Source organism: Mesorhizobium sp. U510 (assembly GCF_059180695.1).
On record NZ_CP180532.1, the window covers coordinates 2,711,844 to 2,726,510 of the forward strand.

At 62.6% G+C, this 14,667-nt stretch carries 11 protein-coding genes; 5 read left to right on the forward strand and 6 right to left on the reverse strand.

The genetic code is table 11. The annotated features are described in order from the left end of the window. Positions 1 to 324: 324 nt before the first annotated feature. Positions 325 to 2,037, forward strand: coding sequence for a type I secretion system permease/ATPase (locus ACLGL5_RS14730; RefSeq protein WP_245307083.1), 1,713 nt, complete (start codon positions 325 to 327; stop codon positions 2,035 to 2,037). Between the two features lie 26 nt (positions 2,038 to 2,063). Continuing rightward, positions 2,064 to 3,407 carry an HlyD family type I secretion periplasmic adaptor subunit gene (locus ACLGL5_RS14735; RefSeq protein WP_019860110.1) on the forward strand — a complete coding sequence of 448 codons (1,344 nt, stop codon included), beginning with the start codon at positions 2,064 to 2,066 and terminating at the stop codon, positions 3,405 to 3,407. Between the two features lie 53 nt (positions 3,408 to 3,460). Here ACLGL5_RS14735 and ACLGL5_RS14740 read toward each other — a convergent pair whose 3' ends face one another. Then, on the reverse strand, positions 3,461 to 4,918 hold the full coding sequence (locus tag ACLGL5_RS14740; protein ID WP_027047195.1) for a coiled-coil domain-containing protein: 1,458 nt from the start codon (positions 4,916 to 4,918) through the stop codon (positions 3,461 to 3,463). 667 nt (positions 4,919 to 5,585) lie between these two features. Here ACLGL5_RS14740 and glmS point away from each other — a divergent pair. Continuing rightward, the gene (gene glmS / locus ACLGL5_RS14745) at positions 5,586 to 7,409 is read left to right on the forward strand and encodes a glutamine--fructose-6-phosphate transaminase (isomerizing) (protein WP_069091388.1); all 1,824 of its coding nucleotides are present in this window, start codon (positions 5,586 to 5,588) and stop codon (positions 7,407 to 7,409) included. A gap of 103 nt (positions 7,410 to 7,512) precedes the next feature. Here the strand turns inward: glmS and ocd are convergent, their stop codons facing one another. Together ocd and rocF are read right to left on the reverse strand one after the other, a co-directional pair. Further along, positions 7,513 to 8,568, reverse strand: a complete 1,056-nt coding sequence (ocd, locus tag ACLGL5_RS14750; protein WP_064986349.1) for an ornithine cyclodeaminase — start codon at positions 8,566 to 8,568, stop codon at positions 7,513 to 7,515. 2 nt (positions 8,569 to 8,570) lie between these two features. Further along, positions 8,571 to 9,503 carry an arginase gene (gene rocF, locus ACLGL5_RS14755; protein ID WP_019860107.1) on the reverse strand — a complete coding sequence of 311 codons (933 nt, stop codon included), beginning with the start codon at positions 9,501 to 9,503 and terminating at the stop codon, positions 8,571 to 8,573. Between the two features lie 134 nt (positions 9,504 to 9,637). Between rocF and ACLGL5_RS14760 the strand changes: the two genes are divergently transcribed. Continuing rightward, positions 9,638 to 10,078, forward strand: a complete 441-nt coding sequence (locus tag ACLGL5_RS14760; protein ID WP_038644816.1) for an Lrp/AsnC family transcriptional regulator — start codon at positions 9,638 to 9,640, stop codon at positions 10,076 to 10,078. A 210-nt stretch (positions 10,079 to 10,288) separates the two neighbouring features. On the opposite strand, the gene ACLGL5_RS14765 is transcribed toward ACLGL5_RS14760, so the two are convergent. Further along, complete coding sequence (locus ACLGL5_RS14765) at positions 10,289 to 10,963, reverse strand: GntR family transcriptional regulator (protein WP_064986351.1); 675 nt, start codon at positions 10,961 to 10,963, stop codon at positions 10,289 to 10,291. Positions 10,964 to 11,140: 177 nt separating this feature from the next. Further along, on the reverse strand, positions 11,141 to 11,989 hold the full coding sequence (locus tag ACLGL5_RS14770; RefSeq protein ID WP_069091389.1) for a LysR substrate-binding domain-containing protein: 849 nt from the start codon (positions 11,987 to 11,989) through the stop codon (positions 11,141 to 11,143). A gap of 48 nt (positions 11,990 to 12,037) precedes the next feature. Here ACLGL5_RS14770 and ACLGL5_RS14775 point away from each other — a divergent pair, with 48 nt between their 5' ends. Beyond that, positions 12,038 to 13,081 (forward strand): bile acid:sodium symporter family protein, encoded by a 1,044-nt coding sequence (locus tag ACLGL5_RS14775; RefSeq protein WP_069091390.1) that lies wholly within the window; start codon positions 12,038 to 12,040, stop codon positions 13,079 to 13,081. On the opposite strand, the gene ACLGL5_RS14780 is transcribed toward ACLGL5_RS14775, so the two are convergent. Further along, positions 13,078 to 14,640, reverse strand: a complete 1,563-nt coding sequence (locus ACLGL5_RS14780) for a GMC family oxidoreductase (RefSeq protein ID WP_069091391.1) — start codon at positions 14,638 to 14,640, stop codon at positions 13,078 to 13,080. The two genes, ACLGL5_RS14775 and ACLGL5_RS14780, sit on opposite strands and share 4 nt — an antisense overlap. Positions 14,641 to 14,667 lie beyond the last annotated feature (27 nt).

Here is a 14,667-nt window from a genome sequence, read left to right on the forward strand (position 1 = left end):
CTCCGAAAAGGACGGCGCGGTGTCGCTCGCGTTGCCGGGAACGCGACCTCCACAGCCTTCCGGTACTCCTTAAAACGGTAGTTTTCCCCTGATTTAATGCGTCAGATTCGGGTTTCTCGGCTCGGCGCCACGATTTCGCTACATTTTGACCGAAGGCCACGTACGTTAGTGGGGCGTAAATTAGAAGGCAAAGAGGGATACGCTCCTGAAAACCCAAAAATTGTCCGTGGCCAACGGGGCCAGTGAGCTTGCGCAACGATTTCTCACCGGAGGTCGCAAGCGATGAGCTCCGGAGGGATACGTTCGCCCGATCTGCGTGGCGCCATGCTTGGTGCCGTGCCCGGGCTGGTAGGCGTCGGCGTCTTCTCGGCGGTGATAAACCTTCTCGCCCTGACTGGCTCCGTCTATATGCTGCAGATCTACGACCGCGTTCTGCCTTCGCAGAGCGTTCCGACCCTTGTCGGATTTACGGTCGGAATGCTGGGCCTTTACGCGGTCTATGGATTGCTGGATTTCGTACGGCTTCGCCTCCTGGTTCGAATAGGCAATCGTCTCCATAAGAATCTGCAGCGAAGGGTGTTCGGCCTGTCGCTGTCCTTACCGCTCATCGGCGGGCAGGACGCGAACCGGATACAGCCGCTGCGTGATCTGGATCAGATCCGCGGCTTCCTTTCGGGATTGGGGCCGACCGTCATCTTCGACGCGCCTTGGATACCGTTTTATCTGCTGATCATCTATCTTCTGCATCCTGCGCTCGGTCTGCTGGCAACAAGCGGTGCGATTATTGTCGTTCTGCTCACGGTGATAGCGGAAGTCCTTGGCCGCGCATCCGCGGCACGCGCGTCCGAGACGATGGTGTCGCAACGCAATCTTGCCGATTCCGGCCGCCGCAACGCGGAGGTTGTGCGCGCGATGGGCCTTTCCGGGCGGCTTGCCCGCCGCTGGAGCGAGATCAACCACGCCTATCTCACGCACCAGGAACGGCTTTCCGACATTGTCGGCGCCACCGGTGCCCTCTCGAGGGCGCTGCGGATGGCCTTGCAGTCCTCTGTTCTGGGACTGGGCGCCTATCTCGTGATCGGGGGGGAAGCATCGCCAGGTGTGATCATAGCATCGTCGATACTGCTGGGCCGCTCGTTGGCTCCGGTTGACGCTGCGCTCGCAAACTGGCGAGGCTTCGCGGCTTTCCGGCAAAGCTATTCCCAGCTGGCCAAGGTGCTGGCTGTCGTCGGTGGGCATGAAGAAGTCATGGAACTGCCGCGCCCGCAGGCGGCGCTTGCGGTCGAGGACCTGACAATAGCGCCGCCGGGCCAGCAAAAACCGACGGTCGCCAATGTCAGCTTTAGCCTGCCCGGGGGCGCGGGAATGGCCATTGTCGGCCCGAGCGGTTCTGGGAAAACGACACTTGTGCGCGCGCTGGTTGGAGTGTGGCAGCCACTTCGCGGGAGGGTAAGGCTGGACGAAGCCTCGCTCGACCAATGGAATTCGGAAGAGCTTGGCGCTCATGTCGGCTATCTGCCGCAGGACGTCGAACTGTTTGACGGGACGGTTGCCGACAACATTTCGCGATTTGGTGGCAAGGACGACGCCAAGGGCGTGCTGGCGGCTGCCAGGGCCGCCGGCATCGACAAGATGATCATGCGGTTGCCGAATGGTTTTCAAACACGCGTAGGCGAGGGAGGCGCAGCCTTGTCGGCCGGACAGAGGCAACTGGTTGGGCTTGCCCGGGCACTTTATGGCGACCCGTTTCTGGTCGTCCTGGACGAGCCGAATTCAAACCTGGACGTCGATGGCGATGCCGCCCTGGCCGGCGCGATCCTGGGGGTGCGCCGACGTGGAGGCATCGTCATCATTGTTGCGCATCGTCCTTCTGCCCTCACCAATATCGACAAGGTACTCGTCATGTCGAATGGGATGCTTCACTCCTTCGGCTCGCGCGAGGAGGTCCTGGCCAATGTCATCCGGCCCTTCCCGACGCCTGCCGAACGGCAGGCATCGGTTGTTCCGATGCAGAAAGGGGTGAGCGGTCATGCGTGAGGTGCTGTTTCATGTCTGACGCGACGATGGTCTCGTATGCTCCGTTCGATAACGGGAGCCGAAGGGTCGAGGCGAATTCGGTCGAGGCGCGCGATGATATCAGGTCCAACCTGATCCTCGGTGCGGCGGTCACGGCCATGTTGGTTGTCGGCGGCGGGCTTTGGCTTGGGTTGACCAAGATCGCCGGCGCCGTGATCGCGCCTGCCACCGTGGTGGTCGAAAGCAACATCAAGAAAGTCCAGCATCTGACGGGCGGCACGATCGGGGGCATCTTCGCGCAAGATGGGGATCATGTGCGGGCTGGCGATGTGGTGGCCAGGCTGGATGACACGCTGACACGGGCCAATCTGCAGATAATCAGCGAGGATCTTGATCGCGCAACCGTGCGGCTTGCACGGCTGGAGGCCGAGCGGCAAGGCCTGCCGGAAATGCAGCTTCCGTCCAGCCTTCAAGAACGCATGGGCGACCCGGAGCTGGCTGCACTGGTCAGAGGAGAGCGCACCCTCTTCGAAAGCCGCGCAACGGCGTTGACGGGGCAGAAGGCGCAGTTGGAAAGCCGCTCGAAGCAACTCGAACGCCAGATCGATGGCCTCAAGGCGCAGCAGGCCGCGGAAGACCAGTCCGTGGTCCTGCTGGACGGAGACCTTGGCGATGTCCAGGCGCTCTATACAAAAAAATTGGTGTCCAAGGAGCGACTGAGCAACATCCGATTGGATGCCACCCGAGCGCACGGAGAATCAGGACGCCTGGCGGCGGCGGTGGCTGAGGCACAGGCCAAGGTCAGCGAGACCGAATTGCAGGTTCTTCAGCTGGATGAGCAAAGGCGCAGTGAAGTAACGAGCGAACTTCGTGAAACCGAAGCCAAGCAGACCGAACTCAGCGAGCGCAAGGTCGTGGCGCAAGACGAACTGACCAAAACCAACATCCGCGCTCCGCAATCGGGAACGGTGCAGGAATCGGCTATCCACACAATCGGCGGTGTGATCGCTCCGGGGGAGGTGATCATGATGATCGTCCCCGACACCGACAACCTCGTCGTCGACGCTCTGATCCCCCCGTCGCGCATAGATGACGTTCGTCCAGGCCAGCACGTCTCCATCCGGTTTCCGGCCTTCGATGCCGGCACCACGCCTGCTTGCCAGGGATCGGTCAAGCGCATCTCGGCGGATCTGATCAAGGATCAGCAAAAACAGCTTTCGTATTTCTCGGCGCGCATCAATGTCGAGAACAAGGCGGCCTGCCTGACCGATGCCAAGGTGCTCAAACCTGGCATGCCGGCGGAGGTTCACATCAGCACCGACGAACGCAGCGTCTGGTCTTATCTGCTGAAGCCGCTCACGGATCAGATGTCCAGGGCTTTCCGCCAATGACGTGACGAACTGTTGGAAGCGAGCTGCAAAATATGATCAGCTGGCTCGTCCTCCTACGACGCGGTGAGCGCCCTCCGACGAACACGGCGAGCGGTGCGCACCGCTCGCTCCGCCGCCACCGGAAGCGTCTTGGCCACATCGTTCGTATGCGGCAAGGCGTTCGCGGCGCCACGGAACCTCTCATAGGGCAGCAATTCCCTGATCCGGGCGTTGACCGATGCAATTTCGGCTCGCAGGTCTTCGCATTCCTGCCGGCGGATATCGAGTTGTAGCTGATCGGATGCCTGCTGCAGCGAAAGCTGTGAGAAATTCGCGGTCATCTTCGAAAGGTTCAGCTTGTCGGTCTCGGCCTCTTTGGTGAGGGCCGCCAACCTTTCGTCCGCCACCTGTTTTTCCGCCACCGCGTCGCTCCATTGAAGCTTGAGCCTGGCGATCTCGGCCGAGGCCTCGCTGCTTGCGTTCGACGCGACCTCTAGTCGCGAGTGGAGATTCTGAATTTCGGAACGCAATCCTCGGATCTCGGCACGGCTGCGTTCGAGCTCGGCACCCTTGTCCGCCTCCATGATCCTGGCGGTTTCCGTCACTTCCGACAATTTCGCCTGGGCGGCCTCGAGCGCGGTGTGGAGCCGTGCCGCTTCCTTTTCGCTCTTGCCGAGCGCACCAAGCACTTCGGAATTTCGCGCGGCTTCGTTGGCATGGATCGTGGAGAAGGCGTCCAGCCTGTGCCGCGCCTCGTCCTCCCGCTTCAGCGCCTTTTCCAGGTCGATCGACAGGCTGACGTTCTTTTCACGCAGCAGTTTGTTTTCTCGCGCGCGCCGGTCGGCCTCGACGGTCGCGGCGGCAAGCGTGTTTGTGAGGTCTCCGAATTCCGCTTGGCTTCTTGCGTTGGTGTTCGCGGCTTCCACGAGTTCCAGCCTTGCCGCTGCCAATGCGCCACGAAGCGCCTCGGCGTCCTGAACCAGGCTTGCCTCGCGCTGCTGCAAGGCCTCCACCATGCTTTCACGCTCGTGATGCCTTCGGGTCAGGTCATTGAGCTTGTCCGACAGGCTCTTTTGCTCTGCGGTCAGGCTTTGATTGGCCAGCTCCAATTCGTTGGCGCGGAGAATGTCGGCATGAAGGATGTGAAAGAATTCAAAGGTCAGCTGATGTGTGCTTGCGATCTCGGACAGTTTCGCGTTGATCTCCTCGAAATGGAGCTTCGCATCGCGAAACAGCCCGTCAAAGGAACTCAAGGCAGCCATACGGCTCTGCGTATGAGAGGTCAGCCGTCGCACGGGTTCGGGAGTGCCGGCATCGTCGCTGCCGGCATCATCCTTGGTTTGCGCGCTCTCGTCCTGTTCGCTGTTGTCGTTTGGCATGGGCGGCTGGTCCGCGACATCGTCCATTGCCAGCGCCGACAGGTCATCCAAGCCAAGGCACTCGTCGACGGCATCAGCCAAGTCAGCTTCGAGATCCTCGAATGACTTCTCCACATTGTTGTCGGCACGTCTGATCAGATCTCTGAACTTCATGCCCTGCATCCCCCTTCCGCATGCCTGGACCCAGCAAGGCGCGGACTGAGCTTTCTTCTGTATCGAGAGATCAGTTCGGTGTCTTCGTTCAATCAAACGATGCCGGGTGCCGGCAATTCATCGCTTTAACGGCGAAGAGTCGTCGAGAATTGTAAGCGACAGCCCTAAGGTTCGGGGGTCGTCGGTCATTCCCCACCAACCTTTTTAACCTGTGCCGGGATGACCCTTCTCGTGTTCATCTTGACGTTTTTCGTCGCGTGGACCCCAGCGCCGCTCGCTTTCCGGCACGCGAGGCAGTCGGGAGCGCTTTCGCGTGCAAGCCCCAGATAGATCAAGCGGCCCGACAGCCTCTTGTAGGGGGGCATCAGGCGGCCGGGCCTAACCGGCTGTTGGGTGTGTTTTGGTTTGCCGGCTGCCTCAACATGCGCCTGGGCCAACGGAAGCGCATCATTCGAACGAACTGTTCGTCGGGCGGCTTCACGCGGCCGACGACGCAAACTCCGCTACCTGACCCTGCCCCCTCTCGAACCACTTCACAGCATGGCGGTTTCTGGTCGCGATTAAGGCCGTAGGCTCCTTCGAATGAACGATCAGTCCGTAATCAAGGAGGGATATCTTGCCTTCTACGGCGATAAGGCCGGAATTCTGCAGATCAGGGGGCAAAACCATGTGCGGCATCGTTGGAATCGTCGGCCATTCGCAGGTTACGCCGCTCATCCTCACCACGCTGAAGCGGCTGGAATATCGCGGCTATGACTCGGCCGGTGTGGCCACCATCGAACATGGTCAGCTCGCCCGCCGCCGCGCCGAAGGCAAGCTGATCAACCTCGAACGCCGGCTCAAGGAGGAGCCGCTCGACGGCACGATCGGCATCGGCCACACACGCTGGGCCACCCATGGCGTGCCCAACGAGACCAATGCGCATCCGCATTTTTCCGACGGCGTCGCCATCGTCCACAACGGCATCATCGAGAACTTTGCCGAGCTGCGCGACGAACTGGTCCGCGACGGCTATGCCTTCTCCTCGCAGACCGACACCGAGGTCGTGGCGCATCTGGTGGCGCGCGAACTGGCCAAGGGACTGAAGCCGGTCGAGGCGGCGCATCAGGCGCTGAAGCGGCTGGAAGGCGCCTTTGCGCTGGCCATCATGTTCAAGGGCGATGAGGACCTGATCGTCGGCGCCCGCAATGGCCCGCCGCTGGCCGTCGGCCATGGCGACGGCGAGATGTTCCTGGGCTCCGATGCCATTGCGCTGGCGCCATTCACCAATTCGATCACCTATCTCGAGGACGGCGACTGGGCGGTGGTGCGCCGCGACAGCGTCGCCATCTTCGACATCGACGGCAGACAAGTCGAGCGCAAGCGCCAGCAGTCGCTGTCGACCTCCTTCATGGTCGACAAGGGCAACCGCCGGCATTTCATGGAGAAGGAAATCCATGAACAGCCCGAGGTGATCTCGCACACGCTGGCGCATTATGTCGACTTCGTCTCCGGCGTCTCCAAGCCGCTCGACCTGCCGTTCGACTTCGCCAAGATCGGCCGGCTGGCGATTTCGGCCTGCGGCACCGCCTATCTCGCCGGCCTGATCGGCAAATACTGGTTCGAGCGCTATGCGCGGCTGCCGGTCGACATCGATGTCGCCTCGGAGTTCCGCTACCGCGAGATGCCGCTGTCGGCCAATGACGCCGCCTTCTTCATCTCGCAATCGGGCGAGACCGCCGACACGCTGGCCTCGCTGCGTTATTGCCGCAAGGCCGGCATGAAGATCGGCGCCGTCGTCAATGTGCGCGAATCGACCATGGCGCGCGAATCCGACGTCGTGCTGCCGACACTGGCCGGCCCCGAGATCGGCGTCGCCTCGACCAAGGCTTTCACCTGCCAGCTGTCGGTGCTGGCCTCGCTTGCGGTGCGCGCCGGCGTGGCGCGCGGGGTGATTTCGAAGGAGCAGGAAAAGACCCTGGTGCGCGCGCTTTCGGAAGCGCCGCGCTATGCCAACCAGGTGCTCAAGCTCGAAGAGCAGATCGAGCGGATCGCGCGCGAACTGTCACGCTACAAGGACGTGCTCTATCTCGGCCGCGACACCAATTTCCCGCTGGCCATGGAAGGCGCGCTAAAACTCAAGGAAATCTCCTACATCCATGCCGAGGGCTATGCGGCGGGTGAATTGAAGCACGGGCCGATCGCGCTGATCGACGAGAACATGCCGGTCATCGTCATTGCGCCGCATGACCGCATTTTCGAGAAGACCGTGTCGAACATGCAGGAAGTGGCGGCGCGCGGCGGCAAGATCATCCTGATCACCGACAGCAAAGGCGCCGCACAGGTGAGCGTCAAGACGATGGAAACCATCATCCTGCCCGACGTGCCTGAAATCATCTCGCCGATCATCTATGCGCTGCCGATCCAGATGCTGGCCTACTTCGCCGCCGTGTTCATGGGCACCGACGTCGACCAGCCCCGAAATCTGGCGAAATCCGTGACGGTGGAGTGACGGCAACGTCGATGGCCCTTCATCTCGTCGAGGGGACGTTCGACAAGACCCGCAGTCACTATCAATGCCTGCGGGATCGCTCGCGGCATCTCATCGGTTCTTGTTATGCCGCGGTCTGCATGGCCGCTCTCAGCAGCATGCCATAGAGGTCGCGCGGTTCGTCCGGATCGGCCAGCAGATCGAGCTCCTCGTAGAGGCCCGTTGCCTGCAGCTGGTCGCGCACATAGCGCAGCGCCGAAAAGTCCTCGATGGCGAAGCCGACGGAATCGAACAGCGTGATCTGCTTGGCGTCCCGGCGGCCTGGCACCTTGGCGGCGATCACTTGCCAGAGCTCGGTCACCTGATGGTCGGGATCAAGCTGTTGGATTTCACCCTCTATGCGTGTCTGCGGCGGGAACTCGACGAAAATGTCGGAGCGCAGCAGGATGTCCCTGTGCAGTTCGGTCTTGCCGGGGCAATCGCCGCCGACGGCGTTGATGTGGACGCCGGAGCCGACCATGTTGTCGGTGAGGATGGTGGCGCATTGCTTGTCGGCGGTGACGGTCGTGATGATCCCGGCTCCTTCGACCGCTTCCTGCCCGGTTTCGCAGATGGTGATGTCAAATCCCATGGCAGCCAGGTTCTTGGCGCATTTCAGCGAGGCGGATCGGTCGATGTCGTAGAGCCTGAGCCGGTCGACGCCGGTCAGCGCCTTGAAGGCGATCGCCTGGAATTCCGACTGTGCGCCATTGCCGATGATGGCCATGGTGCGCGCGCCGCGTGGTGCCAGATACTTGGCCGCGACGGCGGAAGTCGCGGCGGTGCGCAGCGCCGTGAGAATGGTCATCTCGGTGAGCAGCATCGGGTAGCCGCTGCCGACATCGGCAAGCACGCCGAAAGCGGTGACCGTCTGCAAGCCCTGGCGCATGTTCTTGGGATGGCCGTTGACATATTTGAAGCCATAGAGCCGCCCGTCGCTTGTCGGCATCAGCTCGATGACGCCGTCATGGCTGTGTGATGCGATGCGGGGCGTTTTGTCGAAAAGCTCCCAGCGCCGGAAATCTTCTTCGATGTAGCTGGCGAGCTCGGTCAGGAAGCGCTCGACGCCGATGGCAAGCACCAGCTTCATCATACGGTCGACGCTGACGAAGGGGACAATGTTCAGCTTTGCCGTGGTCATGATCAAAAGCTCCCGGAATGGCTGCGGGTCGGGCGATCCATGATGCGGCGGCCCATCAGGCTCGCCGTCAGGTCGACCATAAGCGTCGCGGTTCGGCCACGCTCGTCCAGAAAAGGATTCAGCTCGACCAGGTCGAGGCTGGAGACGAGGCCGGTGTCGGACAGCATCTCCATCACCAGATGCGCTTCGCGGAACGTCGCGCCGCCAGGAACCGTGGTGCCGACAGCCGGCGCAATCGACGGGTCGAGAAAGTCAACGTCGAGACTGACGTGCAGCAGCCCGTCTTCATCAGACACGCGCGCCAGGAAAGCGCGCAGCAGCGGCGCGATGCCATGTTCATCGATGGCGCGCATGTCGTGCACGGTCACGCCCGCCTGGTTGAGCGCGCTGCGCTCGGCCGGGTCGACACTGCGCAGGCCCATGGTGCAGATACGCTTGGGATCGACCGCCGCCGGCAGATCCGGGAAATAGCCACTGAAACCTGGCTGGCCGCTGGCGTACGCGAGCGGGACACCATGCAGATTGCCGCTGGCGGTGGTGTCCAGCGTGTGGAAGTCCGGATGCGCGTCGAGCCACAGCACGAACAGCGGGCGCCCGGCCTCGGCGGCGCGGCGGGCGAGGCCAGACACGGTGCCGGCCGAGATCGAATGGTCGCCGCCGAGAAAGATCGGCATGGCGTCCTCGCTCGCCGCGTAGGCTGCCGCTGCGATGGCGGATGTCCAGGCCGATATTTCGGGCAGGGCCTTCAGGGCGAGGTTGCCGTGCACGACGCGCCTCGCCGGCATTGGCTGGACGGCGCCCATATCCTCGACAGCGTGGCCGAGGCCGGACAGCACCTCGGCAAGCCCCGCCGTCCTCAGCGCACTCGGCCCCATTTCGCAGCCCATTCTGCCGGCGCCGTCCTGCACCGGCGCCCCGACGATCCTGCAACGCATTGTTTTTCCCGCGGCCAAAGTTCGAATGGTCGACAGGAGATCATGGCGAGCCGGCAATATGAACAGAGAGAATTGGCAGTCCGCGAAGCATAACCTATCATAATGGCGGCAGAATTTATCGAAATGGTAATCTGATGGATGCTTTGGACGAACGGCTCGTGACCTTGCTGCGACATGACGCCCGGCGCAGCGTGTCGGATCTCGCCATCGATCTCGGCGTCTCGCGCGCCACGGTTCGGGCACGCATGGAGCGGCTGGAACGGTCCGGCGACATCATCGGCTACACGGTGGTGCTGCGCGCCGACGCCGTCGATCAGCGCATCCGCGGCATCATGCTCATCGAGATCGAGGGCCACGCCGCCGACCGCGTGGTCCGGGCACTGGGCGGCTTCCCGGAAGTCTCGACCATTCATACCACCAACGGTCGCTGGGATCTGGTGGTCGAGCTCGGGACGGCATCATTGACCGATTTCGATGCCGTGCTACGGCGCATCCGACTGATTGCCGGCATAACGGGCAGTGAAACGAGCCTGCTCCTGGCCACGCCGCGCACGACGCGAGCACGACTGACGTAGGTACTCGTTCAATGAAGACGCTGGTGGCCGAAGTTCTCCCCGACGAAGCCGAGGGCAAATCGTGCGGATTTTCGCACGGCTGATGACGGCGAGCTCCTCGGGCCAGATCGCGCATGGACGCGCTTATATTCAGCGATCGCCTCAGCCCTTCAGTCCGATACACAGTCCCATTCTTCGCATGTGTTGATCCGTTGCGATCGATGGCGAGCGTCAGCCGAGAAGCTCGGCGGCGACTTCGAGTGTGTTGCGGAGCGACGTCTCGAGATGGTTCTCCATCGCCTGCGCGGCGCCCTCGGCATCGTGGCGCTTCAGCGAGTCGAGAATGGCCTCGTGCTGTTCGATCGTCTGTTCGCCGTAGCCGGGCTTGGGAATGGCGAGATAGCGGCCGCGGTCCATCTGTGCCTTGGAGATATCGACCGCCCGCCAGATCATCGGCAGGCCGCAGATCTCCGCAATGGTGCGATGGAAGACGTCGTCGAGCTGGATCGCGGTGGCATACCGCCCGCGCGCTATGGCGAGCTTGTGCGCCGCCATATTGTCCTCCAGCAGTTCGGCGGACGCCGGGGTCATCTTGGCGGCGGCGCGCCTGGCGCTTTCCATCTCGAGCGCCCGGCGGATGACATAGGCCTCTTCCAGGTCGGCGCGGCTGATCGGCGCGACATAGGTGCCGGTCTGTGCCAGGATTGTCACCAGGCCTTCGTCGCTGATGCGCTTGACCGCTTCCCGCACCGGAGTGCGCGAAACGCCGAGCGCCTCGGCGATAGCCACCTCGTTGATGACTTCCCCCGGCTTCAACTGGCCGACGACAATCAGATTGCGGATCTTGTGATAGATTTGATCGCGCAGCGGCAGCGCCCGATTGAGCGTCGAAGGATCCAGGTCCATGGCAAATCCGTATCTTCGTTCGCCTGAGATGGTCAATATTAGAATGTCAAATACAACGCACCAGGGACAAGGGGCCCAGGGCCTCCCCAACAGCTAAGAGGCATCAGCCAGACGCTTCCGGGCGTGAAGGCTTCTGTCCAACGTCAAATTCGCCGCCGGCATCCCCAACGCAATAGGTCAGCGCAGACCTCTCACCTTGGTCAGAATATCTTCCGACAGCGCCGAGACGAGCGCCCTGTCGGCGCCCTTGCTGGGGATAAGGACAAATTCCACATCCTCCAACGGCGGCAGGCGCCCGGATGGGATCTCCTTCAAACCCGGGGGCGACATGCTTTGCGGTTGCACCAGAACCCCCATGCCGGCACGGGCGGCGGCCGTCAGCCCGCTCAGGCTCCCGCATGTGCAGACAATGCGCCACGGCATGCGGTGCCGTTCGAGCACTTCCAGCGCAATGCTGCGCGTGACGCTCGGCGCGGGGAAGGCAATCAACGGCAAGGCCGCGAGCGACAGGACGTGTTCCGGATCGCGGGCGAGCCAGACAAGCGGCTCGCGATAGACGAGCCGGCCACGGCTGTCGCCCAGCCGGCGCTTTGCCAGAACGAGATCGAGCTCGCCATTGTCCTGCATCTGGTAGAGCACGCCGCTCAACGCGACGGTCAGTTCAAGATCAACGGATGGGTGGGACCGGACGAAATCCTCCAGCACCAGCGGCAGCCGGCTCGTCACCAGGTCCTCGGATACGCCGAGCCTCAAAGTGCCCCGCAGCCTCTGCGCGGTGAAAAGCGCCTGCACCTGTCCCTCTATCGACAACAGGGTCCGGGCATGGCCGAGCAGGGCTTCGCCGTCTGGCGTCAGCACCACCTTGTGCGTATCGCGGGCCAGCAACTGCCTGCCAAGCGCGGCCTCGAGCTTGCCGATGTGCTGGCTGACGGTGGATTGCCCGAGCCCCAGCCTCTCCGCCGCGAAGGTAAAGCTTCCCATCTGCTGGACGGCGACGAAGCTGCGAAGTTGGACCAGATCGAGCATTTGTATCCCAAATCACGATAACTGTTATTCATTGTATCTTGTTTTGCAATGCGTAAAAAGACGGCGTCGCCACTCTGGAGCGAACATGTCATGCGCCGCTTTCTGCCCGACACCTTTCTGATCCTCCTGTTGTGCACCGTCGCGCTCGCGTCGGTCGCACCGGCGACCGGGACGTTCGCGGGATGGTTCGCGATCGCGACCAATCTTGCCGTGGCGCTGCTGTTTTTCCTGCATGGTGCGAGGCTCTCGCGCGATGTCGTTGTCGCCGGCCTGATGCATTGGCGCCTGCACCTGGTGATCCTTCTGACGACCTTTGGCCTGTTCCCGCTGCTGGGTCTGGCGCTTGGCTACCTGCCGGCTTCGATCCTGCCCAAGCCGCTTTACCTTGGCATTCTGTTTCTCTGTGTCTTGCCGTCGACGGTGCAGTCATCGATCGCCTTCACCTCGATCGCCGGCGGAAACGTCCCCGCGGCCATCTGTTCGGCTTCCGCCTCCAACATCTTCGGCATGTTCCTGACACCCTTGCTCGTCGGCCTGCTCTTCTCCATAGGTGGCCATGGCGGATTTTCGTGGGATGCGGTGAGCCAGATCCTGGTGCAGCTGCTCCTGCCTTTTGCGCTCGGACAGCTGCTGGAACCGCGGACCGGCAACTGGATACGCTCCCGCAAGACACTGCTGATGCCTGTCGATCGCGGTTCGATCCTGATGGTCGTCTATCTGGCCTTCAGCACGGCGGTCGCCGAGGGGCTGTGGCACATGTTCTCGCTGCGCGACATTGCCGTGGTCGTTGTCGCCGACATGGTGCTGCTCGGCCTGGTGCTTGTGCTGACGACCTATGGCAGCCGGCTTCTCGGCTTCGACAGGGCCGATCAGATCACGATCACCTTCTGCGGTTCGAAGAAGAGCCTGGCGAGCGGCGTGCCGATGGCCAATGTGATCTTTGCCGGCCAGGGTGTCGGCGCGATCGTTCTGCCGCTGATGCTCTTCCACCAGATACAGCTCATGGTCTGCGCCATGATCGCCCAGAAATATGCCAAGGCGGCGCGCCGGCCGACGGTTCTGCCAGCCGAGCCGACGGCCTCGGTGGCTTAGCGCCGTCGGGCGAAAGTTTCGGCGATCGCGAGGACCGCGGCATGAATCGGTCCCGCGGTGAGGTTGGGCATGATCGACGCGTCCACGACAAAAAGATTGTCGAGCGCCTTGAGCCGCAGATTTGCATCGACGACGGCGTCCGGGTCCCTGCCCATTCTGCAGGTGCCGCAGGGATGGTGGTGCGTGATGACCGATCGCGCGATGAAGTCGTCCATCTCGGCCTCACTGTTCAGCGTTCCTGGCAGGAGTTCGCGCTCTCGCCAGCCGGCGAGTTCCTCTCTGTGCCCGATGGTCCGTGCTGCCTCAAGTGCTCTGCGAAACCGTTCGCGGTCCCGATCAGTTTGCAGGTATCCCGGGTCGATGATCAACCGGTCACCGAGCTCAGGCCCGCTGATGCGCACGCTGCCGCGGCTCGTCGGATGGGTGATGCCGAACAGCAGCGAGTAGGCGGTGCCGGCGGCGGGTGCCTTAAAGCGTTCCGACACGATCGGCGCGACACCGCAGCCAACGACAATTTCAGGCTGCCCGCCAGCGGTGAAGCTGTCAGCCCGCATATAGGCCATCGATTCCGAATGTTGGAGGCGCGATGGCGGCACCGGCTGGCGGGTCGCGTAAAGGTTGCCGGCGCCAAGCAGGTGATCCTGAAGGTTTCGACCGATGTCAGGCATATCGATCAGGCAGCCGACGCCCGCCGCATCGAGCACATCGCGCGGACCGATGCCCGAACGCATCAGCAAGGCCGGGCTTTCCAACGCTCCGGCACAAAGCACAATCTTGTCCGCAAACACTTCGGCCGAACCCTGTCGCCCCACGACCTCGAGGCTGCGGACCTGATTGCCCTCCAGCTTGAGCCGCTGCACTCGGGAGCCCGTGAGGATGGTCAGGTTCTCGCGGCCTCGAACCGCCTTTGTGAGCCAGGCGTCCGCCGCCGTAACCCGGCGCCCGTCGCGAATGTTCATGGAGTTCGGGGTGACGCCGATCATCTCTCCGCGGTTGTGGCCTTCAAGGCGAGGCAGACCCAACGATGCGCCTGCCTCGATGAAGGCGCGAGCAAGTGGACTGACTTCGTCCGCCGGCAAATGGATCGGCAACGGCCCACCCTTGCCGTGAATGCCGTCGCCACCAAGCGGATGGTCTTCGATAGCCTGGAAAACGGGCAGAAGTTCATCCCAACTCCATCGGCGATCCCCGGTTGCGTCGACCCAGGCCTGGAAGTCTGAGGGATGACCGCGCATGTAGCCCATCGCGTGCAGGCAGCTCGATCCGCCGATCAACCGCCCGCGCGCCCAATGATGCACCCGGCCCGCGGTGCCGGCTTGCGGCTCCGTGCGATAGTCCCAATCGTAGCTGCGGCCCTGAAGTGCCGGCCAGGCGGCGGGGTTCCAGATATCGGGATCTGTCGCCTCCTCGCCTGCCTCGATCAGCAGAACGCGGCTGCCCGGATCTTCGCTCAGCCGCGCGGCGAGCAACGACCCGGCCGACCCGCCGCCGACGATGACGATATCGCAATTCGGTGCGTGCTCAACATTGGCCCTGGTCATCCTCACTCCATCTGCCATTTGCCGGTTGCGATAGCCGTCATGTCT